The 21,515-nt window shown below is 62.3% G+C and carries 22 protein-coding genes; 11 read left to right on the plus strand and 11 right to left on the minus strand.

All coding sequences use genetic code 11. The features are described 5' to 3' along the window. The first annotated feature begins 374 nt into the window (after nucleotides 1-374). Both F506_RS22470 and F506_RS00760 read left to right on the plus strand, forming a co-directional pair. Nucleotides 375-944 carry a histone H1-like DNA-binding protein gene (locus tag F506_RS22470; protein ID WP_083457494.1) on the plus strand — a complete coding sequence of 190 codons (570 nt, stop codon included), beginning with the start codon at nucleotides 375-377 and terminating at the stop codon, nucleotides 942-944. A gap of 314 nt (nucleotides 945-1,258) precedes the next feature. Then, the gene (locus F506_RS00760) at nucleotides 1,259-1,801 is read left to right on the plus strand and encodes a YggT family protein (RefSeq protein ID WP_053201110.1); all 543 of its coding nucleotides are present in this window, start codon (nucleotides 1,259-1,261) and stop codon (nucleotides 1,799-1,801) included. Between the two features lie 97 nt (nucleotides 1,802-1,898). Here F506_RS00760 and F506_RS00765 read toward each other — a convergent pair whose 3' ends face one another. The 9 genes from F506_RS00765 to F506_RS00805 form a co-directional block, all read right to left on the minus strand. Further along, entirely contained in the window at nucleotides 1,899-2,444 is a 546-nt protein-coding gene (locus F506_RS00765) for a peroxiredoxin (protein ID WP_053194853.1), read from the minus strand. Nucleotides 2,445-2,496: 52 nt separating this feature from the next. Then, the gene (locus tag F506_RS00770; RefSeq protein ID WP_053194855.1) at nucleotides 2,497-3,432 is read right to left on the minus strand and encodes a carbohydrate kinase family protein; all 936 of its coding nucleotides are present in this window, start codon (nucleotides 3,430-3,432) and stop codon (nucleotides 2,497-2,499) included. 96 nt (nucleotides 3,433-3,528) lie between these two features. Beyond that, nucleotides 3,529-4,860: a DUF3426 domain-containing protein gene (locus tag F506_RS00775; RefSeq protein WP_053194856.1), complete on the minus strand. Its 1,332-nt coding sequence runs from the start codon at nucleotides 4,858-4,860 to the stop codon at nucleotides 3,529-3,531. Between the two features lie 82 nt (nucleotides 4,861-4,942). Then, a complete protein-coding gene (prmA, locus tag F506_RS00780) occupies nucleotides 4,943-5,857 on the minus strand; it encodes a 50S ribosomal protein L11 methyltransferase (protein WP_053194858.1) in 915 nt (304 codons plus the stop codon). 14 nt (nucleotides 5,858-5,871) lie between these two features. Continuing rightward, nucleotides 5,872-7,251 (minus strand): acetyl-CoA carboxylase biotin carboxylase subunit, encoded by a 1,380-nt coding sequence (accC, locus tag F506_RS00785; protein WP_053194860.1) that lies wholly within the window; start codon nucleotides 7,249-7,251, stop codon nucleotides 5,872-5,874. A 134-nt stretch (nucleotides 7,252-7,385) separates the two neighbouring features. Next, nucleotides 7,386-7,862 (minus strand): acetyl-CoA carboxylase biotin carboxyl carrier protein, encoded by a 477-nt coding sequence (accB, locus tag F506_RS00790; RefSeq protein ID WP_053194862.1) that lies wholly within the window; start codon nucleotides 7,860-7,862, stop codon nucleotides 7,386-7,388. 106 nt (nucleotides 7,863-7,968) lie between these two features. Further along, nucleotides 7,969-8,403: a type II 3-dehydroquinate dehydratase gene (gene aroQ / locus F506_RS00795; RefSeq protein ID WP_053194864.1), complete on the minus strand. Its 435-nt coding sequence runs from the start codon at nucleotides 8,401-8,403 to the stop codon at nucleotides 7,969-7,971. 75 nt (nucleotides 8,404-8,478) lie between these two features. Beyond that, nucleotides 8,479-9,018 (minus strand): TlpA family protein disulfide reductase, encoded by a 540-nt coding sequence (locus F506_RS00800; RefSeq protein ID WP_053194865.1) that lies wholly within the window; start codon nucleotides 9,016-9,018, stop codon nucleotides 8,479-8,481. Then, nucleotides 9,015-9,635 (minus strand): hypothetical protein, encoded by a 621-nt coding sequence (locus F506_RS00805; protein WP_053194867.1) that lies wholly within the window; start codon nucleotides 9,633-9,635, stop codon nucleotides 9,015-9,017. The genes F506_RS00800 and F506_RS00805 overlap by 4 nt, the downstream gene beginning before the upstream one ends. A 191-nt stretch (nucleotides 9,636-9,826) precedes the next feature. Between F506_RS00805 and mpl the strand changes: the two genes are divergently transcribed. The 8 genes from mpl to corA all read left to right on the plus strand — a co-directional run bounded on the left by mpl (nucleotide 9,827) and on the right by corA (nucleotide 18,291). After that, a complete protein-coding gene (mpl, locus tag F506_RS00810) occupies nucleotides 9,827-11,227 on the plus strand; it encodes a UDP-N-acetylmuramate:L-alanyl-gamma-D-glutamyl-meso-diaminopimelate ligase (protein ID WP_053194868.1) in 1,401 nt (466 codons plus the stop codon). Further along, the gene (locus tag F506_RS00815) at nucleotides 11,224-11,838 is read left to right on the plus strand and encodes a YqiA/YcfP family alpha/beta fold hydrolase (RefSeq protein ID WP_053194870.1); all 615 of its coding nucleotides are present in this window, start codon (nucleotides 11,224-11,226) and stop codon (nucleotides 11,836-11,838) included. Before mpl ends, F506_RS00815 begins: the two co-directional genes overlap by 4 nt. Then, nucleotides 11,838-12,425, plus strand: a complete 588-nt coding sequence (locus F506_RS00820; protein ID WP_327063291.1) for a chorismate--pyruvate lyase family protein — start codon at nucleotides 11,838-11,840, stop codon at nucleotides 12,423-12,425. The genes F506_RS00815 and F506_RS00820 overlap by 1 nt, the downstream gene beginning before the upstream one ends. Further along, nucleotides 12,422-14,479 (plus strand): ribonuclease catalytic domain-containing protein, encoded by a 2,058-nt coding sequence (locus F506_RS00825; RefSeq protein WP_053194872.1) that lies wholly within the window; start codon nucleotides 12,422-12,424, stop codon nucleotides 14,477-14,479. The genes F506_RS00820 and F506_RS00825 overlap by 4 nt, the downstream gene beginning before the upstream one ends. A 46-nt stretch (nucleotides 14,480-14,525) precedes the next feature. After that, nucleotides 14,526-15,416 carry a TonB C-terminal domain-containing protein gene (locus tag F506_RS00830; protein WP_053194873.1) on the plus strand — a complete coding sequence of 297 codons (891 nt, stop codon included), beginning with the start codon at nucleotides 14,526-14,528 and terminating at the stop codon, nucleotides 15,414-15,416. Between the two features lie 24 nt (nucleotides 15,417-15,440). Beyond that, nucleotides 15,441-16,256, plus strand: coding sequence for a shikimate dehydrogenase (aroE, locus tag F506_RS00835; protein ID WP_053194875.1), 816 nt, complete (start codon nucleotides 15,441-15,443; stop codon nucleotides 16,254-16,256). A 113-nt stretch (nucleotides 16,257-16,369) separates the two neighbouring features. Beyond that, a complete protein-coding gene (gene mtgA, locus F506_RS00840; protein ID WP_053194877.1) occupies nucleotides 16,370-17,125 on the plus strand; it encodes a monofunctional biosynthetic peptidoglycan transglycosylase in 756 nt (251 codons plus the stop codon). A gap of 200 nt (nucleotides 17,126-17,325) precedes the next feature. Continuing rightward, entirely contained in the window at nucleotides 17,326-18,291 is a 966-nt protein-coding gene (gene corA / locus F506_RS00845) for a magnesium/cobalt transporter CorA (protein ID WP_053194879.1), read from the plus strand. A 39-nt stretch (nucleotides 18,292-18,330) separates the two neighbouring features. Here the strand turns inward: corA and F506_RS00850 are convergent, their stop codons facing one another. Next, a complete protein-coding gene (locus F506_RS00850) occupies nucleotides 18,331-19,485 on the minus strand; it encodes a branched-chain amino acid ABC transporter substrate-binding protein (protein WP_235471316.1) in 1,155 nt (384 codons plus the stop codon). Nucleotides 19,486-19,774: 289 nt separating this feature from the next. On the opposite strand from F506_RS00850, the gene F506_RS00855 reads away from it, so the two are divergent. Further along, nucleotides 19,775-20,230 (plus strand): outer membrane lipoprotein, encoded by a 456-nt coding sequence (locus F506_RS00855; protein WP_053194882.1) that lies wholly within the window; start codon nucleotides 19,775-19,777, stop codon nucleotides 20,228-20,230. Nucleotides 20,231-20,264: 34 nt separating this feature from the next. Here the strand turns inward: F506_RS00855 and F506_RS00860 are convergent, their stop codons facing one another. Beyond that, entirely contained in the window at nucleotides 20,265-21,428 is a 1,164-nt protein-coding gene (locus tag F506_RS00860; protein ID WP_053194884.1) for an anhydro-N-acetylmuramic acid kinase, read from the minus strand. Between the last annotated feature and the right edge of the window lie 87 nt (nucleotides 21,429-21,515).

The following is a 21,515-nucleotide window of genomic DNA, read 5'->3' on the forward strand; positions in this document are numbered from 1 at the left end:
ATCTTCTCTGTTATCGCCGCTTAACTCGATCAAGTCGGGTCAGGCGGCTTTTCCTTTGAAAAACCTGAGGGTTTTTCGGGAATCGTATTCCTGACGCTAGCGTGTAATCCGCTGGCGTTTTTTTTGGCTGTGGCGTTCGCGAAGGCGCGAAACGAAGCTCTGAGCCCCTGAACAAGCGGGGCAGAGGTCCAGTCAAGATAGCTGAAGTGCTGCATACATGAGGGGATGCAGCAGTTCAGCTGGTGCCGAATTCATTAGCGCAAGCAGAAGCTTGCTTGTGCCGATGAATAATCCGCCTGCATCATCGCGATGGTACAGACGGGTTTCTTAAATCAAGCTTGATTTTTTCCATCACGTGAAGAAGGAGAAACAAAATGGCAACAGCAGCAAAGAAACCAGCAGCCAAGAAGCCGGCTGCAAAGAAACCAGCGGTCGCCGCTAAGAAGCCGGTTGCAGCCAAGAAGGCAGCAGCTCCTAAGAAGGCAGTCGCCGCCAAGAAGCCAGTAGCTAAGGCAGCAGCAAAGCCAGTGGCAAAGAAAGCAGCAGCTCCTAAGAAAGCAGTTGCAGCCAAGAAGCCAGTAGCGAAGAAGGCAGTTGCAGCTAAAAAGCCAGTCGCCAAAAAAGCAGTCGCAGCGAAGAAGCCAGTAGCAGCGAAGAAGCCAGTGGCGAAGAAGGCAGCAGCTCCTAAGAAGGCAGTTGCAGCGAAGAAGCCAGTCGCGAAGAAGGCAGCCGCCAAGCCAGCGGCCAAGAAGCCAGCTGCTAAGCCGGCCGCCAAGGCAGCAGCTAAGCCAGCAGCGAAGAAGCCAGTCGCCAAGAAGGCAGCTGCTAAGCCTGCAGCTAAAAAGCCGGCAGCTAAGCCAGCCGCTGCAGCAGCTCCTGCTGTGAAGACTGTGCTGAACCCGGCAGCAGCTTGGCCGTTCCCAACAGGCACAACACGTCCTTAATCGGACCTGGCCTGGCGCCTGAGTAATCGGGTGCAAAATACCGCTGTGTGATTCGTTCATGCAGCGGTTTTTTTTCGCCTGCGCGATGCGCCTGGAATGCAATCGCAGTCCGGGAGGACGCCGGGTCCTGCCACTGCCCTGGGGTTTCCAATTCGCGGGCATGGGCTCGCAGCAAAATCGTGAACCGGTCTTAGTCTTTTTTAATTATTCGCCGTCCCCACATAGGGAAAACGGCTGCATGGTTTAGTATGTGCACCAGAGGGCCTCCGCCGGGCGGAGATCGATAAGTAAGCAGCTTCTTTTGGAGAGTGACCGTGTTGCATAGCATTTTCATGTTGATCGTTGACGCCATCGCCAGCGTGCTCGCCGGGGTGCTGTTGCTGCGTTTCTGGATGCAGGTCGTGCAGGTGCGCCCGCCGGCTTCGGTGGGGCAGTTCGTGTTCCAGCTGTCCGACTGGCTGGTGAAGCCCTTGCGCCGGATCTTGCCGGGCGTGGGCGGCTACGACTGGGCCAGCCTGGTCGGCGCTTTCCTGGTGGTGCTGCTGTCGATCATCGCGGCGCTGGGATTCGCCTCGGGGTTTGATTTCCAGCCCATCATCCTGCTGTCGCTGGTGCGCTTCTTCCAATGGATTTTCTACGGCTTCATGGCCACGCTGATCATCGAGGCGATCTTCAGCTGGGTCAATCCGTATGCGCCGCTGGCGCCTTTTGTGCGTGCGCTGAACGAGCCGCTGCTGCGTCCGCTGCGCAAGGTCCTTCCGCTGATCGGCAATGTCGACCTGTCGCCGCTGGCGGCGTTGATTCTGTTGCAGATCGCGGTGCGCCTGGTCAGCACATTGATCCTGTCGATCGGATAGAACCGGGCCTGGCTTGATGCCAGCGCACCAGAAACAGCAAAGCCGGCGTGGGAAACCATCGCCGGCTTTGTTGCTTCTGCTTTCTTGCTTTGATTGCCTACTTCTTTTTGGCCGCCCATTGCTGCAGCGCCTGCAGGGTATTCTCGACATGCTTGTCCGGGTTCATGCTGCTGTACTCGTACAGGATGGCGTGGTCGGGAGTGATGACGTAGGAGGTGCGGCTGGCGTAGTCCGACTTGATCATCATCACGGCGTCGTAGGATTTCATGATCTTCTTGTCGGTGTCGGCGGCTACCGCAAACTTGCTGCGGCATTCGCTCACGGAGAACTTGTTGAGGGTTTCGATCTTGTCGTTGGACACGCCGATCACCGTCGCGCCGAGCGCCTTGTAGCGGTCGATGGCGTCAGCGAACAGATGGGCTTCGATGGTACAGCCCGTCGTGAATGCGGCCGGGTAGAAGTACAGCACCACCGGCCCTTTTCGGAGGGCCTCGGCCAGCGAGAACGTCGAGACCTGGCCGCCGAGCGAGGCCTGTGCCGTGAAGTCCGGCGCCTTGTCGCCCGCTTTCAGGGCCGCCATGGCGCCGGGCGCCGCCAGCAGGGATATCGCACACGAGATGAGCGTGGAAACAAGGCGTTTCATGGTCAATCCTTTCAGGTTCCGAGCGCGGCGCCGGCGGCAGTGCCCGGTACGATCAGGCGAAGCGGTAACCGAAGGCCTTGTGGAAACGGTCGTCGATTTCAGCCAGGGTGGGCGCGTGATTTTGCGGTCCTTGCGAAGCGATCTTGATCGAGCCCATCAGACTGGAGAGGCGGCCGATGGTGGCCCAGTCCATACCTTTTTCCAGGCCGAACAGCATGCCCGCGCGGAAAGCGTCGCCGCAACCGGTCGGGTCGGCGATGGTCTCGGCCGGCACGCAAGGGATGTCGATTTTCTGGCCGTCGGCGTAAATCTCGGCGCCCAGTTCGCCGCGCGTGACGATCAGCGCCGACACTTTCCCGGCGATCTGCTCCAGGCTCAGGCCGGTGCGTGCGGTCAGCAATTCGGCTTCGTAGTCATTGACGGCGACATACGTGGCGAGGTCAATGAAATGCTTCAGGTCGTCGCCGCTGAACATCGGCAGGCCCTGGCCCGGATCGAAGATCAGCGGGATATTCAGTCCGGCGCTGTGCTCGGCGTGCTGCAGCATGCCGTCGCGGCCGTCCGGCGCCACGATGGAGAACTTGACCGCGCCGGCGTCGGCCACCTTGTTCTCATGCGAGAAGGTCATGGCGCCCGGGTGGAAGGCGGTGATCTGGTTGCTGCCCGCATCGGTGGTGATGAAACATTGCGCGGTGAACGAACTGTCGATCACGCGGATGTTGCGGGTGGAAATGCCGAGATCCTTGAAGCGTTGCAGGTACGGCGCGCTGTCCTGGCCGACTGTCGCCATGATCACCGGTTCGCCGCCAAGCAGCTTGAGGTTATAGGCGATGTTGCCGGCGCAGCCGCCGAATTCGCGGCGCATGGTCGGCACCAGGAAGGACACGTTGATCTTGTGCAACTGATCGGCCAGCAGCGCTTCGGAGAAGCGGCCGTCGTATTGCATGATGTTGTCGTAGGCGAGCGAGCCGCAAATCAGTGAACTCATGGCGTAGTCTGAAAAAGTTGGGAATGCAGCATTGTAGAAGAATCCCGCCACCTTTGCGCCTTTTGTTGCCGCGCGTGGCCATGCGGGATCCGCGGATCAGGGATAAAACAGATAGATCCGGTAGCCCGATGCGGCGGGCTGGGTGAGCTCGAAGGTCATCTTGATTTGCTGTTCGCCTTCTCCGGCCAGGCCGCTGTCGACCAGTTTTGCCGAACCCAGGTATTCGCGCGGCGTGAAGACGCGGCGGGTGATGGCTTTTTCGTCCCCGTCGTTGAGCGTGAGCTCAAGATAAGGCCACGCCTGCGCGCCATAGCTGCGGTTGCGCAGCAGCGCCGACAAGGTGTAGATGTTCTGGTTGGGCGGCACCAGTTGCAGCTCGCTTGACTCCAGCACCAGCTGGTCGATGCTGGTCGGCAGGCCGACCGAGCAATGCAGCGGTGCGCACGCTGCCGCCAGCAACGGTCGTGTTGAGGGCAGCCATGCGGCAATGGTGTTGCGCCAGACATAGGTCGCCTGCAGCAGCAGCGCGATGCCGAGGACGACGGCGCCGACGATCATGAAGACGCGGGCGATCCGGCCCAGGCGTTCGCGGCGTTCGGCTTTCTGGACGAAGGCGGGAGCGTCTTCGTCATTTTCGTCGTCTTCGTCGCTTCCGGCCTCGTCCTCCTCAACTTCTTCTTCCTCGGCGTCGGCGAGTTTTTTTCTGCCGGCTTCTTCGTGCGGGCGCGGTTTCGGGGGGAGAGCCGCTGCTGTCTCAGTCTCTGTTTCAGCGGTGCCGGCGTTTTCCGGTATGGCGGAGGAGGTTTGCGGAACCGGGTACGACAATGCTTGCGTCAGCGTGTTGATGCTGGCGTCCGGCGCGGCAAGCGGCGATGCCGTTTCGCCGGCAACAGCCGGCGCGGTCGTGGGCGCGGCTGTGGGTGAACCCGGCAGCGGAAACGAAGCCGCCGGCGACGGTTCAGGTACGGCTTCCGGCGTCTCGGGCGATGCCGCGGCGGGCGTTTCGTCCTTCTGTGCCGGCTGAGCACCCCAGGGGGCGTCGTTGGTTTCCGCTGCGATGCTGGCGAAGGCGGCGGACAGGTTGGCCGTGGCCATCCATGGCGGCGGTGTTGCGGGCGCGGAGGATTTTGCAGCAGGGGACGCCGGGGGAGTCGCAACGTGCGTGGGCGGCACCGGCGGTGAGCCCGGCAAAGGCGGCCAACCGAGCGGCGCATGCGGTGCTGCAGAGTCGGTTGAGCGAGCTTCGGTGGCCGGCGTGGATGGTGCGATCACCAGTTGCTGGGCTATTTCCGGTGCGATCAGATGGTCGTTGCCGTTGAAGACTTCCTTGCAGGCACCGCAGCGGACCAGGCCGCCGCGCAGTTTGAGCTGATCTTGGGCGACGCGGAATGTCGTCTGGCAGAAGGGACATTGGGTCGCCAGCGCCATCAGCGGACCTCGTTGGGTTCGGTGCAGGCCGGAATCGATCCGGCGCTGTTGTATCGGCGATGGACGAAGCCGTACTGCATGCTTACACCGTCGGCGCGCGGCCGGCCAGGGCGACCCAGCCTTCGTGCTCGGCCCACACGCTCAGTTCGAGGTAAGGCGCGTAAGCGGCGATGACTTCCTGCGCCTGGCGATCGAGCACGCCCGATAGCACCAGCGAACCGCCCGGCGCCACGCGGCCGGCCAGCATCGGCGCCATCAGTTGCAGCGGGCCGGCCAGGATGTTGGCGACCACGATGGTGAAGCTCTGGTTTTCGGGATAGTTGCGGACGAAGGCTTCCGGCAGGTGGTACTCGATCTCGCAGTTGTTGCGTTCGCTGTTGAAGCGGGCCGATTCCAGTGCTTGCGGATCGATGTCGACGCCGATGACATGCTGCGCGCCGAGCTTCTTGGCCACCAGCGCCAGGATGCCGGAACCGCAGCCGTAGTCGAGCACCGTCGCAGCATTGACGGCATATTGCTCCAGCCACTCCATGCACAGGCGCGTGGTCGGATGGCTGCCGGTGCCGAAGGCCAGGCCCGGATCCAGTTCCAGCACCAGCGCGTCGGGTTCAGGTGCATCGTGCCAGCTCGGCACCACCCAAATGCGTTTGCCGATGTGGATCGGTTCGAACTGCGATTGCGTCAAGCGCACCCAGTCCTGCTCTTCCACCGAACGCAGCGCGAACGGCAGGGCGTAGTCCAGGCCGATGGCCTTGGCGGCGTCGTTGACGATCTTGGCGTGGTCGGCATCGACGTCGGCCAGGGCGACTACACGGCTGCGTTCCCACGCCGCTTCGGCCGGTTCCATGCCGGGCTCGCCGAACAGCGGCTGCTCGGCAACGGTGCCTTCGTCGGCGTCTTCCACCGAAACCGACAGCGCGCCGGACTCCATCAAGGCGTCGGAAAGCGCCTCAGCCTGGTCACGCGTGACTTGGATAACAATTTCGGTCCAGCCCATCGGTTTCTTTGCCTTTACTTCTTCGCCGGTTTGTCTGCGGCCGGCGCTGTCGGGCGCTCCGACAGCTTGTGCTCGAGATAGTGGATGTTGGTGCCGCCTTCGATGAAGCGGGCATCCACCATCAACTCGCGGTGCAGCGGGATGTTGGTCGAAATGCCTTCGACCACCATTTCCGACAGTGCGATCTGCATGCGGCGGATGGCCTGCTCGCGGGTCGAACCGTAGGAAATCACCTTGCCGACCATCGAATCGTAGTTCGGCGGCACGAAATAACCGGCGTAAGCGTGCGAGTCGACGCGGATGCCAGGACCGCCCGGCACGTGCCAGGCAGTCAGGCGACCTGGCGACGGTGTGAACTTGAACGGGTCTTCGGCGTTGATGCGGCACTCGATGGCGTGGCCCTTGAGCTCGATGTCGCGCTGGCGGTAACGCAGCTTCTCGCCGAAGGCGATGCGGATCTGCTCCTGCACGATGTCGACGCCGGTGATCATCTCGGTGACCGGATGTTCGACCTGCACGCGGGTGTTCATTTCGATGAAGTAAAACTCTTCGTTTTCGTACAGGAATTCGAATGTGCCGGCGCCGCGGTAGTTCATCTTGCGGCAGGCTTCGGCGCAGCGTTCACCGATCTTCTCGATGATCTTGCGCGGGATGCCCGGCGCCGGCGCTTCTTCGATGACCTTCTGGTGGCGACGCTGCATCGAGCAGTCGCGCTCGCCCAGCCAGATGGCTTGCTTGTGTTCGTCGGCGAGGATCTGGATTTCCACGTGGCGCGGATTTTCCAGGTACTTCTCCATATAGACTTCCGGATTGCCGAACGCTGCGCCGGCTTCCGTCTTGGTCATGGTGACGGCGTTGATCAGCGCTGCTTCGGTATGCACCACGCGCATGCCGCGGCCACCGCCGCCGCCTGCCGCCTTGATGATGACCGGATAGCCGATCTTGCGCGCGATCTGCACGATTTCCTTCGGATTGTCGGGCAAGGCGCCTTCCGAACCCGGCACGCACGGCACGCCGGCGCGGATCATCGCCTGTTTGGCCGACACCTTGTCGCCCATCATGCGGATGTTTTCAGGACGCGGGCCGATGAAGACGAAGCCGGATTTTTCGACGCGCTCGGCGAAGTCGGCGTTTTCCGACAGGAAGCCGTAGCCGGGATGGATCGCCTGGGCGTCGGTCACTTCGGCCGCGCTGATGATCGCCGGCATGTTCAGGTAGCTGAGTGCGGAAGGGGCCGGGCCGATGCAGACCGATTCGTCCGCCAGCTTCACGTACTTTGCCTCGCGGTCGGCTTCGGAGTGCACGACCACGGTCTTGATGCCCATTTCACGGCACGCGCGCTGGATACGGAGAGCGATTTCGCCACGGTTGGCGATAAGGATTTTTTCAAACATAGGAGGAATGTGCGTCGCCAATAGTCAAGCGTTTACATACAGATAACCAGATCCGCCGCGGATGGCCGGTGCGTTGCCTGCCGCGATCTTACGCAGGCAGGCGCGCCGGACAGGCATCCGTATTCTGGCAGGATTTAGCCGATCACAAACAGTGGTTGACCGAATTCGACCGGTTGGCCGTTTTCAACCAGGATCTGCTTGATCACGCCGGCTTTGTCGGCGTCGATTTCGTTGAGCAGTTTCATTGCCTCGATGATGCAGATGGTCTCGCCTTCCTTGACTTCCTTGCCGACTTCGACGAACGCAGGAGCGCCCGGAGCGGAGGAACGGTAGAAGGTGCCGACCATCGGCGACTTGACGATGTGGCCTTCCGGTGCGGCAGGCGCCGCCGGAGCGACCGGTGCAGCGGCAGCAGCCGGGGCAAGCGGCGCGGCGCCGGCTTGCAGGGTTTGCGGATACGCTGCCTGCGGCTGCATCATCACGACCTGGTTTTGCGGCGTGGCGGACGACTTGACGATGCGGACCTTGCTTTCGCCTTCGGTCACTTCCAGCTCTTCGATGTCAGATTCCGCGACCAGGTCGATCAGGGTTTTGAGTTTCCGTAAATCCATGTGAATTCCTCAGTATTAATAGGGATATAACTAGTTGATTGGGCCATCATCGCCTCATGCTTCATACAAGGTGGCGACGCTGATAGAAAAGAATGGGGTGGGATCCTTATGGCTGCAGCAGGTGATCAATCGCCAGCCGGTAACCATCGACGCCGAAGCCGCACAACACGGCTTTGGCGATGCCGGAAAGATAAGAAAAGTGCCGGAATTCCTCGCGCTGGTGAATATTCGAGATATGCACTTCGACAAAAGGAATGGCCACGCCCGCCAGCGCATCGCGCAATGCCACGCTGGTATGGGTGAGTCCGCCCGGATTGATCACGATGGCGTCCACGCCTTCTTTCCTGGCGGCATGAATGCGATCGATCAACGCACCTTCGTGGTTGCTCTGGAATGCGCTCAGGCGCGCACCGGCTTTGCTTGCTTGCGCAGCCGCACGCTGCTCGATGTCAGCCAGGGTGGTCGATCCGTAGACTTCAGGCTCCCGCGTGCCCAGCAGATTCAGGTTGGGCCCATTGAGGAGGAGAAGGTTTATTGCCATGGAGATAAAGCTCCGTTTGACGACGATGCGCGCATTTTGCCGTCAAATGCCTTCATTTGGCAAGAAAAACTTTAGTTACATGTTTTTGAGGGAGGCGAGGTCGCGGCGCAGCTCATCAAAATTCAGGCGCCCAAGATAGACCTTTTTCAGGTTGCCGTCCAGTCCCACGAGGACCGTGAAGGGGAGACCGCCGGCCTGATTGCCGAACTGCCGCAGCAGATCGGTGGCGCCGGTTCCGGCAACGTAGAGAGGATAATAGATATGGAATTTTTCTGCAAACTGCGCGATGTTCTCCTGGGAATCGACGCCGATGCCGATGATTTGCACCGGTGCGACTTCCGCCTGCAAGGCCGCCAGTTCCGGCATTTCCTCCACGCAAGGTGCGCACCAGGTGGCCCAGAAGTTGATGATCAGCGGCTTGCCTTTCCATTGCGACAAGGCCTGCGGCTTGCCGGCGGCGTCGGGCATGGTCTGCGCGAACAGGTTGGCGACGGCGCGCGCTTCCGGCGTCTGCTGCACGGCTTGGGGCTGGGCGTGTTGATAGCTGGTGTAGACGCCGACGCCGGCGGCGAGGATCGCAATCAGCACAAACAGCAGGTAATTTCGTTTTTTCATGAGTCTTCTTCCACGATGAGACGTCGAACTGCTTCGATATCGGCGCGTTCGGTTCGTTTGCCAGACGCCGTCCGCACTCCGCCGCGCAGGTCGTCGACATCATACACGGCCAGGTGCACGCCTTCCGGTGCCCGGCCTTTCTGCGGCAACAGGAAACTCAGCGTCTCGACTACCGCCTGGCCGCCCTTGAAATGACTGCTTTCGCTGACTTCGAAGTTGACGTTCTTGTTCAGCAGGTAAATCTCGACGTCCTTGGCGCTGGACGTAAATAATTGCAAATGGATGTCCGAATGCTCGCCGGCGGTGCCGTTGAGCACCGCGCCGGTCAGGTAGGGAGTGAAGCGCGCGAGTTCTTCCATCACCTGCACCGCCAGTTGCCGCAAGTGCAACAACCTGGCCGGCTGGGTGTCGCTGAAGAACAATTCGTTATAGGCGCGCACTTCGTCTTCGACCTGCGCGTTATCGGGCAGGATCTCGCCACGCGCCTTGGTGTCGCCCAGGATCTGGCGTGCCGCCTTGCGCTTGGCGCTGGCGTAATCGGCGCCGTCTTCGGCGATCATGCGGGCGGCGGCTGCAGCGATTTCCGCGCGCAGGAGTTCGATGTCAGTTTGGTGCATGGCCGCAATAATACTCCGGGCGTGCAGTTATCGCCCGGCGAGGCCGTCGGCTCAGGTAAAATCTCGGGATTCCTTATCAATAGGACTTTCGCAAAACCGCCCCAGCGTCGTTATGTCTCCTAGTCGTACTATGCGTACTACCTTCGTCGACATGCCTAGCCGGGACAATTTTGCGTAAGTCCTGATTCACTATGCACATTCACATCCTCGGCATTTGCGGCACTTTCATGGGCGGTCTGGCGGTTCTGGCGAAAGAAGCCGGCCACAAGGTCACCGGGTGCGACGCCAATGTCTACCCGCCGATGAGCACCCAGCTGGAAGCGCAGGGCATCGAGCTGATCCAGGGCTTCGATCCCGGGCAAGTCCAGTTGCAGCCTGATCTGTTTGTCATCGGCAACGTGGTCTCGCGCGGCAATCCGCTTATGGAAGAAATCCTCAATCGCGGCTTGCCTTACGTATCCGGTCCGGAATGGATGGGCAACCACATCCTGCGCGACAAATGGGTGCTGGCGGTGGCCGGCACGCACGGCAAGACCACCACCTCGGCGATGCTGGCCTGGATCCTCGAAGACGCCGGTTACGCGCCGGGCTTCCTGATCGGCGGCGTGCCGATGAACTTCGGCATTTCGGCGCGCCTGTCCGGCGTCAGGAACGGCAAGAAGGCGGATTCCGTCTTCTTCGTCATCGAAGCCGACGAGTACGACACCGCGTTCTTCGACAAGCGCAGCAAGTTCGTGCACTACCACGCCAGGACAGCGATCCTGAACAACCTGGAATACGATCACGCCGATATCTTCCCCGATCTGGCGGCGATCGAAACCCAATTCCACCATCTGGTGCGCACCGTGCCCGGCATCGGCCGGCTGGTCGTCAACGGCCGCGAGCCGGCGTTGGAACGCGTGATTGCGCGCGGCTGCTGGAGCGAGCATGAGAACTTCGGCGTGGAGTCCGGCCAGGCCGGCTGGTCGCTCGACACGCACGACGACGGCAGCTTCGACATCGGCTTCGACGGCGTGCCGCAAGGCACGGTCAGCTGGTCGCTGACCGGAGAGCACAACCGCATGAACGCGCTGGCGGCGATCGCCGCTGCGCGCCACGTCGGCGTGCCGGCGGCGCAAGCCATTGCCGCCCTGGAAAAATTCGAGAACGTCAAACGCCGCATGGAGCTGCGCGGCACCGTCAACGGCATCGCCGTGTACGACGACTTCGCCCATCATCCGACCGCCATCACCACCACGGTGGCCGGGCTGCGCAAGAAGATCGGCAAGGATGGCGGCGGGCGCATCCTCGCCGTGCTTGAACCGCGTTCGAACACCATGAAGCTGGGCACCATGAAAGACGCCTTGCCGGCCAGCCTGGCGGATGCCGACCTGGTGTTCGGTTACGGCGCCAAGGGCGACGGCAAGGAAGCCCTGGGCTGGGATCTGGCGCAAGCGCTGTCGCCGCTGGGCGAGAAGGCGCGCGCCTTCGACGATCTCGGTGCGCTGGTGCAGGCGATCAAACAGGCCGCGCGTCCGGGCGATCACGTGCTGGTCATGAGCAACGGCGGTTTTGGCGGGGTCCATCAGAAGTTGCTGGACGCGCTGGCATGATTTTGTACCTGCACGGCTTTCGTTCGTCGCCGCATTCCTTCAAGGCGCGCCACATGGCCGAGCGCCTGCAGGCGCTGGGACGCGCCGACGAATATTATTGCCCGCAACTGCCGGCTTCGCCCGCCGAAGCGATCCGGCTGGCGCTGGCGCATGCGGACCAATTTTCGCCGGAGCAGCTGACCGTGATCGGTTCCTCGCTGGGCGGTTTCTACGCCACCTGGCTGGCCGAACGTGTGGGCTGCCGTGCGGTGTTGCTCAATCCCGCCGTCAAGCCGCCGCGCGATCTGGAGTCCTACGTCGGCGTGACCACGCATTACCATTCCGACGAACCGTTCGAATTCAAGCACGCCTATATCGACGAGCTGCGCGCCCTGGCGGTGGTCAAGATTACCCGACCCGAGCGTTATTTCCTGATCGCCGCCACCGGCGACGAAGTACTGGACTGGCGCGAGATGGTCGCGCACTACCCTGGAGCACGGCAGACCGTGATCCAGGGCAGCGACCATGGCATCGCCGAATTCGCCGACCATGCCGACAGCGTGCTGCGCTTTTGCGGCGTTGAACCCGATGCATTGAACGCCTTGCAAGACGGCGGCGAGGCGCTAAGCTGATGATGAAGAAGACCCACGCGCATTGGTTCGACCATGCCAATGCGCTGCAACCGGCGCCGGCGCTGCGGGCGTGGCTGACCGATCCCGGTTCGATGACCTTCAAGCTGCGCGCGCGCTGCAATGAATTGCGCGTGCTGCGCCTGCGTCAGCGTCCCGGCAATGCGCAAGCCGACGAGGCCGGATTCGTCGGCCTGGCGACGCCGCGCCAGCCGGTGGAAGAGCGCGACGTGATCTTGTATTGCGACGGCGAGCCGGTCATCTTCGGACATACCGTGACGCCGCTGGCGTCTGCCTCGGCGTGGCCGTTCTTTCGCCGCCTCGGTGTGCGGCCGCTGGGCGCCAGTTTGTTTTCCGATCCGCTGGTGACACGCGCGCCGCTGCAATACGCGCGCCTCCATGCCAATCATCCGCTGGTGCGCCGCATCGGCGCCGTGATTGATCTTCATTCCATGTTGCCGCCTCAGCTACCGCTGTATGCGCGCCGCTCCCTGTTCCGTCGCCACGGCAGCGTCATGCTGGTGACCGATGTTTTTTTACCCGCCCTCAGCAAACTGATGGCATTGAATACGCAAGCAAGCACCCGATGAATTTATTTTTTGAAGAATCCGGCGATTTCAAGGCTGGCGCCGTGCTGTCGCAGCAAGGCGAGGCCTATCAGGTCGAACTGGCTTCCGGCAAGCGCACCAAGGTCAAGTCCAAGGACGTGATGCTGCAATTTGCATCGCCGGCCCCTGCCAGGTTGCTGGAAGACGCGCAAGCGGTCGCGCAGGACATCGACCTCGATTTCCTGTGGGAAGTCGCGGGCGAGGACGAGTTCGGCTTCGCCGAACTGGGCGCTGAATATTTCGGCCATGCGCCGCTGCCGCACGAGGCGGCAGGTCTGCTGTTGCGCCTGCATTCGGCGCCGATCTATTTCTACAAGAAGGGCAAGGGACGCTACAAGGCGGCACCGCTGGCTTCGCTGCAGGCGGCCCAGGCAGGCCTGGAAAAGAAGAAGCAGCAGGCGCTGGTGCAGGCGCAATACGTCGACGAGCTGAAGGCCGGCAAGTTGCCGGACGCGTTCAAACCGCTGGCCTTGTCCTTGCTGTTCCGGCCCGACAAGAACGGCATCGAATTCAAGGCCCTCGACGCCGCCTGCAAGGAATTGCAGACCACGCCGCAGCGCCTGATGCTGCAGACCGGCGGACTGGCTTCGCCCAAGGATTTGCATTACGCCAAATTCCTGTTCGAGTTCTTCCCGAAAGGCAGCGGCTTCCCTGACGTGACGATCCCCGCCGTGCCCAAGGATTTGCCGCTGGCCGACGTGCAGGCGTTCTCCATCGATGACGTCACCACGACCGAAATCGACGATGCGCTGTCGGTGGTCAGGCTGGCCGACGGCAACGTCCGCGTCGGCATCCATATCGCCGCGCCCGGCCTCGGCATCAAGCGCGACGATGCGCTTGACGCGATCGCGCGCCAGCGCATGTCGACTGTCTACATGCCCGGCGAAAAGATCACCATGCTGCCCGACGTGCTGGTCGAAGCCTTCACGCTCGACGCCGGCAAGAGCTGCCCGGCGCTGTCGCTGTACGCCACGCTCAACCCGGCCGACTGGTCCGTGATCTCCACCGAGACGCGCGCCGAGATGGTGCCGATTTCCGCCAACCTGCGCCACAACGATCTCGACGCGCTGGTTACCGAAGAGGCGCTGGCGAACAACAGCGGCGAGTATCCGCACAAGGATGACATTACGCTGCTGTGGCAATGGGTGCAGGTTCTCGAGCAAGGGCGCATGGCCAAGCGCGAAAGTTTCGGCCTGCGTCCGGAGCAGAACAATCGCGTCGATTTCAACTTCTACGTTGACGACGACGTCGTCACCATCACGCGCCGCAAGCGCGGTGCGCCGCTCGACAAGATCGTCGCCGAGCTGATGATCTTCGCCAACAGCACCTGGGGCAAGTTCATGGCCGACCACGGCGTGCCGGGCATCTACCGTGCACAGGGTGGCGGCGCCGGAGGCTGGGCCGCCAAGATGCAGGTGCGCATGGTCACGCACGCCGCGCCGCACCAGGGGCTGGGCGTGGATCAATATGCGTGGAGCACGTCGCCGCTGCGTCGCTATACCGACCTGGTCAATCAATGGCAGATCCTGGCCTGTCTCGAGCATGGCGTGACCGCGCCTCTGGCGGCGCCGTTCAAGCCGCGCGACGCCGACCTGTTCGCCATCGTCTCCGGCTTCGACTCGGCGTATTCCGGTTATGCCGACTTCCAGTCCGGCATGGAGCGCTACTGGTGCCTGCGTTGGCTGGCGCAAGAGCAAGCGCGCCAGGTCGACGCCGTCGTGCTCAAGGACGAAGTCCTGCGCCTGGTCGATATCCCGCTGGTGATCCGTCTGCCGGGCATGCCGCAGGTTGCGCGCGGCCTGCAGGTCAAGCTCGATCTGCTGCGCTGGGATGAAGTTGACCTGACCGTGGAAGCGCGCCTGCTGGACGTCCCGGCCGTGCAACCGGCCACCGGCGCAGAGCAGATGGACGAAGACGAGGAGGCCTTGCTCGACGGCATGGAAAGCGCCGCCGAAGGCGCCGACGCTAGTGTTGTCGACGAGGCCGAACCAGTCGCCGGCGAGCAAACCGCGGGCGCGCCTTCCGCTGCGGAATGAGCCGGTCTTTGTCGTAAAATCGCGTTTTATTCTTGTCCATGCACCTGTGAAATTCTTCGCTGAAAACCGTTTTCTGACCATCGCCCTCGCCGGGTCTGTGCTGGTGCACGCGGCCCTGCTGGCGGTGCGGTTTGCCGCGCCGGAGGCGTTCCGTCTCAAGCCGGCCGATCCCGGGCTGGAAGTGATCCTGGTCAACGCCAAGCACGACAAGGCGCCGGTCAAGGCCGATGCCATCGCGCAAGCCAACCTCGACGGCGGCGGCAACGCCAACCAGGGTCGCGCCAAATCGCCCTTGCCGGACATGCGCAAGGTCGAGACCGGCGACAGCGTCAAGGCAGCGCAGCGCAAGGTGGCCGAGCTCGAAGCGCAGCAGCAGAAAATCCTCGCGCAGATGAACAAGAATGCGCCCGTGGTCGCCACGCCCGAGCGCGAGCCGCACAAGGAAGTGCAGCCGCAGCTCAATGCCAAGGACCTGCTCGACACCGCCAAGGCGGTCGCGCGCATGGAGGCGGAAGTCGCCAAGAACATCGAGGAATACAACAAGCGTCCGAAGAAGACACAGATCACCGCGCGCACGCGTGAAGCGGGCTACGCGATGTACTACAAGGCGTTGCAGGAAAAGATCGAAAAGATCGGCACGCTGAATTTCCCGCAGAAAGACGGCAAGAAGCTGTACGGCGAGCTGGTGATATATATCCCGGTGTACCAGGACGGCAGCATTTACGACAAGGAAGGCGGCGTGCGGGTCGAGCGCAGTTCCGGCAACCTGGCGCTGGACGCGGCGGCGCTGACCATCGTACGGCGTTCGGCGCCGTTCGGCCGCTTCCCCGACAACATGCGCACCACCGGCGGCAAGGATGATATCTGGGAAGTCATCACACGCTTTCGTTTCACACGTGACGAGACGCTGCAGACCGACCTGAGCGGGTCCAACTAAGACAAGAAGACAGAGGCAGACACCATGGATGCATACGTCGTCATCGGCAATCCGATTGCCCACAGCAAATCGCCCGAAATCCATGCGCAGTTCGCTGCGCAGACCGGCCAGCAACTGACTTACGAGCGCCTGCTGGCGCCGCTGCAAGGCTTCAAGGCGGCGGTCAAGGTGTTCATCGCCAACGGCGGCAAGGGCGCCAACGTCACGGTGCCGTTCAAGCTGGATGCCCACGCCCTGGCGGATCGCCTGACCGAACGCGCGCGCCTGGCCGGCGCGGTCAATACCCTCAGATTCGACGGCGGCGAGATTCTCGGGGACAACACCGACGGCGCCGGGCTGGTGGCCGACATCGTGCACAACGCCGGCGTTGCGCTGGCCGGCAAGCGCGTGCTGCTGCTGGGCGCCGGCGGCGCCGCGCGCGGCGCGCTGCTGCCGCTGCTGGAGCAACAGCCGGCGGCGCTGACCATCGCCAATCGCACCCACGCCAAGGCGCAAGAGCTGGCTAGCCAATTCGCCGAATTCGGCCGGCTCGACGCCGCTGAATTCGCCGCCTTGCAAGGCAGCTTCGACGTCATCATCAACGCCACTTCCGCCAGCCTCGACGCCGATGTGCCGCCGCTGCCGGCGAGCGTGTTTTCCGGCGCCACGCTGGCCTACGACATGATGTACGGCAAGCAGCCGACGGTGTTCATGGAGTTCGCCCGTCGCCACGGCGCGGTCACCCGCGACGGCCTCGGCATGCTGGTCGAGCAGGCCGCCGAAGCCTTCCTGCTGTGGCGCGGCGTGCGGCCGGAAACCGCCGACGTCTTCAGCGCGTTGCGCCGCCAGCTCAGCCAGTAAGATCGTGAACCCGTTCCAGGGAAATTGTGTTGCGGCGCGTTGCTTGCGCTTGCAGCTTTGCCCGCCACCGACTACGCTTGTCCGCATCACGCCAAAAATACTCAGATAAAAAAATGAAGCTCCTGCGCAAGTTGTTCCTGTGGCTGATCGTCTTGCCGATCACCTTGCTGTTCCTGCTGCAACTGTATTTCTTCGTGCAGATCTGGTGGTGGGTCGATCATAATCCCGAATCCACCAGCTTCATGCGCCACCAGCTGTCGCTGCTGCAGGAAAAGAATCCCAATGCGCAGCTGCAATTCAAGTGGGTGCCGTACAACCGCATTTCCAACAACCTCAAGCGCGCCATCATTGCGTCGGAGGATTCCAATTTTTCCGAGCACGAAGGCGTGGACTGGGATGCGCTGCAAAAGGCGTACGAAAAGAACACCAAAAAAGGCAAGGTGGTGGCCGGCGGCTCGACCATTACCCAGCAGCTGGCCAAGAACCTGTTTCTGTCGGGCGAGCGCAGCTACCTGCGCAAGGCGCAGGAATTCATCATCACCTACATGCTCGAGTTCCTGATGGACAAGCAGCGCATCTTCGAGATCTATCTCAACGTGGTGGAGTGGGGTAACGGCGTGTTCGGCGCCGAAGCCGCATCGCTGCATTACTACAGCGCATCCGCCGCCAGCCTCGGCCCCAGCCAGGCGGCGCGGCTGGCGGTGATGTTGCCGCGCCCGCGCTTCTATGACAAGAATCCCGGCTCGGCCTACCTCGCCAATCGCACCGGACTGATCCTGCGCCGCATGAACGCAGCCGAACTGCCGCCGGCCAAACCGGTGGAAAAGCCGGCCGCCAAACCGGTCGCCAAGCCGCCGGCCAGGAAATAAGACCGCCGGGCACCGCCGTTGCAGGAACGTGCTTGCCTGCGGTGGAGCTAAAACGTACACTTGCGTTCGTTTCGCGGGCGGCCTTCTGCGGTGCATGTCGATTCAGCAAGTTTCTGCAGCCCGGCCGTACCGGCGTGTTGTCGGCGGCGCCAAAAGCGGCGCCTGCATCTTCAGTCGTCTTGTCCTGACAGTGAGATCACATGATTAATGTTTTTGTTTTGCAGAACGGTCGACTGAACCAGGTCAATATCGACAGCCGCAGCGATCTGGAAACGATTGCGCCGGTGTGGGTCGACCTGACCGAGCCGACCGACGACGAGCGTGCCTGGGTCAAGAGCATCTACGGCGTGACGCTGCCAGACGAAGACGAATTCAGCGACATCGAAGCCTCGGCGCGCTATTTCGAAGCCGAGAACGGCGACCTCCACCTGCGCACCGATTTCCTGTTCGAAGGCGACGACGACACCTCGGCCACCATGACGGTAGCCTTCATCCTGGCGCGCAATATCCTGTTTTCAGTGCATGCCGAAGACTTGCCGGTGTTTCGCCTGGTGCGCATGCGCGCCCGTTCGCGTCCCGGTTCGATCGGCGACTACCGCGACGTGCTGCTGGACCTGTACGAAACCGACGCCGAGTATTCGGCCGATGCGCTCGAAGGGATTTACCAGAAGCTCGAAGCGGTCAGCCACAGCGTGCTCAAGAAAAGCCTGTCCGACCAGGCTGCCGCCGAAGTGCTCAACACCATCGCCCACGAAGAAGACTTGAACGGCCGCATCCGCCGCAACATGATGGATACGCGCCGCGCGGTCAGCTTCCTGATGCGCGGCCGCCTGCTCAGCGCGGACCAGTTCGAGGACGCGCGCCAGATTCTGCGCGACATCGAATCGCTGGACGGCCACACCGCCTTCCTGTTCGACAAGATCAACTTCCTGATGGACGCCACCGTCGGTTTCATCAACATCAACCAGAACAAGATCATCAAGATCTTCTCGGTGGCCTCGGTCGCCTTCCTGCCGCCGACGCTGATCGCCAGCATCTACGGCATGAACTTCGACTGGATGCCGGAGCTGCATTGGGGTGGCGGCTACCCGCTGGCGATTGCGATGATGATCGGTTCGGCGATCGCGCCGTTCTGGTACTTCCGCCGGCGCGGCTGGCTGAACTGAGCACGGACAGGCAGCTTCCGCCAACCTGCTGTTCCAGTGTCAGGGCAGCGTGTTAAGGGTTTTCCAGCGGCCCTGTTCGGCGCGATACAAGGTGTAAGGAGGCGCTATCAGGCTGCCGTCGGGCGCGAACGAGATCGCCCCGGACAGCCCGTTGAATTTCATCTGATGCAGGATCGGCGACAGCAGGCGTGGATTGGTCGAGCCCGCGCGCTTCATGGCTTCGGCCAGCATATCCACTGCATCGTAGGCGAACCAGGTTCGGGGGATCAGCGGGGAGGTGTACTTTTCGCGATAGGCCTGCTCCAGCCGCTTGAAATTCTGTACTTTCTCCACCGGATGGCCATTCACCAGCACCAGCGTTCCTTCGGGATATTCCTCGGTCTTGCGCGGGAAAAGCGGGTTGACGGCGCCGCCTGCCAGCAGCAGTCGGGTTTGCAGGCCGAACTGGCGCAAGCGCACGGCGAAAGCGCTGGTCTGCGGCTCCACGCCGGCGAAGAACACCAGATCGGGGCTGGCGTTCCTGATCTTCGCCACGGCGGCGTTGAAATCCGAACTCTTGGCGTTGATTTTGTCGCTGTCCACGATCTGTCCGCCCTGGCGCGTCACGGCCGCTGCGAAGCCGCGCGCCAGCGCCTTGCCGAGCAGCGTGTCGTTGTCGATCAGCATGATGCGTTTGGCGCGCAGCACTTTGATGGCCGTTTCCGCCAGGTACTGCGAGGTGTATTCGCTGTGTCCGAGCAACTGGAAGACGGTTGAATAGCCGAGCTGCGTGAATTCGCGGCCGGACGAGGTCGGCGACAATTGCGGCACGCCGGCTTCGTTGTAGATTTTGGCGGCAGCGATGCTGGCGTCGGTGGTGAGGTGGCCGACCACGCCGACCACCCCGGCAGCAACAGCGGCACGGGCATTGATGACGGCCAGATTGAGGTCGTTCTTGTCGTCGGCGAGGAACAACCTCAGCACGATGTTCTTATCGCCGACGCGCAGTCCTTGCGCGTTGATCTTATCTACCGCAAATTGGGCCCCGTCGCGAGTGGTCTTGCCGCGCGGAATCGTCAGCGGACCGATCACGCCGATCAGCACGGTCTGGAATTGAGATGGCGGTGACGCTCCGTCCGCGGGCACAGCAGTCGCCGTCGTGGTCATGGCCGTGCACAGTGCAACACCAAACAAAAGAGAGAGGGTGCGGCGCATCGGAGCTCCTCGGGAAGGCTGACGGGTATTCATGCTACCTCCCTCGGTTGCGGCACATAGCGTGGAAAAGACGCGAGTTCGGCGCGCTCTTCCGGATTGTTTGTCTTCATGGAAACATTTTGTTGCCATCGCACTGCAGCGGCGTCTTGCGTGCGGGGAATGTCTGACAAGGATTTGAGCACTTATCCGATGTTGCAGCCCGGCATGCCCGTCGACAATAGGCATAAATAGGCACACACAGCCGCGCGCTGCACGCGTTCCCGCCCTCAGACACTCCAAGGACCCGGCAATGAAACATCATTACATCTCCCTGCTCGCCATCGGCTTGAGCATGCTGGCCATCCTCAATGGTTGCGCCGGTCCCGACTACCGTTCGCAGCCCAACAACGCGGGTGCGCCGCCGCCTTCCTATTCCTATAACACCACCGGCGTCATTGAAGCCATTGATGTCGCGCATGAAAACAGCAGCGGCGTCGGCGGTACGCTGATAGGCGGTGCGGTGGGCGGCTTGCTCGGCAATCAGATCGGCAGCGGCTCGGGACGCACGGCGGCAACCGTGGCCGGCGCAGTCGGCGGCGCCGTGGTGGGCAATCAGGTGCAGAAGAATCACGGCGGACGCGAAGTCTACAATATCCGCGTGCGCATGAATGACGGTTCTACTCAGACGTTCGCGCAGGACAGCGCCGGTGATCTGCGCATCGGAGATCGCGTGCGCCTCGACGGCGGCAGAGTTTACCGGTATTGATTAAGTCTGCAAATCCGGCGCGCCGGATTACCGATTATTGCGCCGGATAGAGACCGCCGAGCACGCGCAAACCGCGTGCGCCGGTGACGGCGGGCAGATTGCCTGGCAGGCGCAGGCAAAAGCGTTGCGCCAGCCAGGCGAAGGCCAATGCTTCCACATGATTGGGCGCCACGCCCAGCACTTCGGTCGACATGACCGGAACGGTGCGGCCCGCACTGGCCTGCAAGGCTTGCGCCAGCTGCTCCAGCAAGTACCCGTTGTAAGCGCCGCCGCCGCAGACATAGAGCGCAGCGGTGGCAGGTGCATGCGCGACGATGGCGTCGGCGATGGTGGTTGCGGTGAACGCCGTCAGCGTCGCCTGCACGTCAGCCGGCGGCAGCTGCGAGAAACCTTGCAGGCGCTGTTCCAGCCATTCGACGTGGAACAAGTCGCGGCCGGTGCTCTTGGGCGGCGGCAGCGCGAAATAGGCATCGCTGCGCAAGGCCGCCAGCAGGGCGGCGTCCACTTTTCCGGAAGCGCCCCAGGCGCCGTCGGCGTCATAGCTTTGACCCTGATGCCGCGCGATCCATGCATCCATCAATACATTGCCCGGACCGGTGTCGAAGCCTGAGGTGGCAGCTTGCCGGCCGGCAGGCAGGATGCTGATGTTGCTGATGCCGCCGATGTTGACCGCGACGCGCATCTCGCTGTCGCTGCCGAATACTGCCTGATGGAAGGCCGGCACCAGCGGTGCGCCCTGGCCTCCGGCGGCGACGTCGCGGCTGCGGAAGTCGGCGATGACGTCGATGCCGCACAGTTCGGCCAGCAGGCTGGGGTTGTTGGTCTGGCGCGTATAGCCGAGTTCGGGGCGATGGCGGATGGTTTGTCCATGCACGCCGACCGCGCGAATGTATGCCGCAGGAATCGCGCTTTTTTCAAGCAGTTGCGCCACGCATTGCGCGTAATGATTGGCCAACTGGTTCGCGGCCAATGCTTCGCGCTGCAATTCATTCTCGCCGTTGGATTGCAGCGCCATCAGCGCGGCCCGCAAATCTTGCGGGAACGGCACGTAGGCCGTCGCCAGCGTCGCCATCGGCTGGCCGTCGTCGGGCAGTGAAGCGAGCACGCCGTCAACGCCGTCCAGGCTGGTGCCGGACATCAGGCCGATATACAGGGATGAGGAGGCGGAGCGCTGCGGCGAAGAGAGTTCGGCGGGCATAAAAAAACCGGTGATGGAGTCGCTGCAATTCTACAGCGATTCCATCACCGGTTTTGAGTCCCGGAGGTTCCGGCGGATCGTGAACAG

The sequence above is a fragment of the Herbaspirillum hiltneri N3 genome (assembly GCF_001267925.1).
GTDB lineage: Bacteria > Pseudomonadota > Gammaproteobacteria > Burkholderiales > Burkholderiaceae_D > Herbaspirillum > Herbaspirillum hiltneri.

Coding starts and splice junctions, on each gene's coding strand:
- F506_RS00855 (WP_053194882.1), top strand. CDS start 19,775: ATGAAACATCATTACATCTCCCTGCTCGCCATCGGCTTGAGCATGCTG.
- F506_RS00765 (WP_053194853.1), bottom strand. CDS start 2,444: ATGAAACGCCTTGTTTCCACGCTCATCTCGTGTGCGATATCCCTGCTG.
- corA (WP_053194879.1), top strand. CDS start 17,326: ATGATTAATGTTTTTGTTTTGCAGAACGGTCGACTGAACCAGGTCAAT.
- F506_RS00805 (WP_053194867.1), bottom strand. CDS start 9,635: ATGCACCAAACTGACATCGAACTCCTGCGCGCGGAAATCGCTGCAGCC.
- F506_RS00770 (WP_053194855.1), bottom strand. CDS start 3,432: ATGAGTTCACTGATTTGCGGCTCGCTCGCCTACGACAACATCATGCAA.
- mpl (WP_053194868.1), top strand. CDS start 9,827: ATGCACATTCACATCCTCGGCATTTGCGGCACTTTCATGGGCGGTCTG.
- accB (WP_053194862.1), bottom strand. CDS start 7,862: ATGGATTTACGGAAACTCAAAACCCTGATCGACCTGGTCGCGGAATCT.
- F506_RS00860 (WP_053194884.1), bottom strand. CDS start 21,428: ATGCCCGCCGAACTCTCTTCGCCGCAGCGCTCCGCCTCCTCATCCCTG.
- mtgA (WP_053194877.1), top strand. CDS start 16,370: ATGAAGCTCCTGCGCAAGTTGTTCCTGTGGCTGATCGTCTTGCCGATC.
- F506_RS00815 (WP_053194870.1), top strand. CDS start 11,224: ATGATTTTGTACCTGCACGGCTTTCGTTCGTCGCCGCATTCCTTCAAG.
- aroE (WP_053194875.1), top strand. CDS start 15,441: ATGGATGCATACGTCGTCATCGGCAATCCGATTGCCCACAGCAAATCG.
- F506_RS00800 (WP_053194865.1), bottom strand. CDS start 9,018: ATGAAAAAACGAAATTACCTGCTGTTTGTGCTGATTGCGATCCTCGCC.
- F506_RS00850 (WP_235471316.1), bottom strand. CDS start 19,485: ATGCGCCGCACCCTCTCTCTTTTGTTTGGTGTTGCACTGTGCACGGCC.
- F506_RS00825 (WP_053194872.1), top strand. CDS start 12,422: ATGAATTTATTTTTTGAAGAATCCGGCGATTTCAAGGCTGGCGCCGTG.
- F506_RS22470 (WP_083457494.1), top strand. CDS start 375: ATGGCAACAGCAGCAAAGAAACCAGCAGCCAAGAAGCCGGCTGCAAAG.
- F506_RS00820 (WP_327063291.1), top strand. CDS start 11,838: ATGATGAAGAAGACCCACGCGCATTGGTTCGACCATGCCAATGCGCTG.
- aroQ (WP_053194864.1), bottom strand. CDS start 8,403: ATGGCAATAAACCTTCTCCTCCTCAATGGGCCCAACCTGAATCTGCTG.
- accC (WP_053194860.1), bottom strand. CDS start 7,251: ATGTTTGAAAAAATCCTTATCGCCAACCGTGGCGAAATCGCTCTCCGT.
- prmA (WP_053194858.1), bottom strand. CDS start 5,857: ATGGGCTGGACCGAAATTGTTATCCAAGTCACGCGTGACCAGGCTGAG.
- F506_RS00775 (WP_053194856.1), bottom strand. CDS start 4,860: ATGGCGCTGGCGACCCAATGTCCCTTCTGCCAGACGACATTCCGCGTC.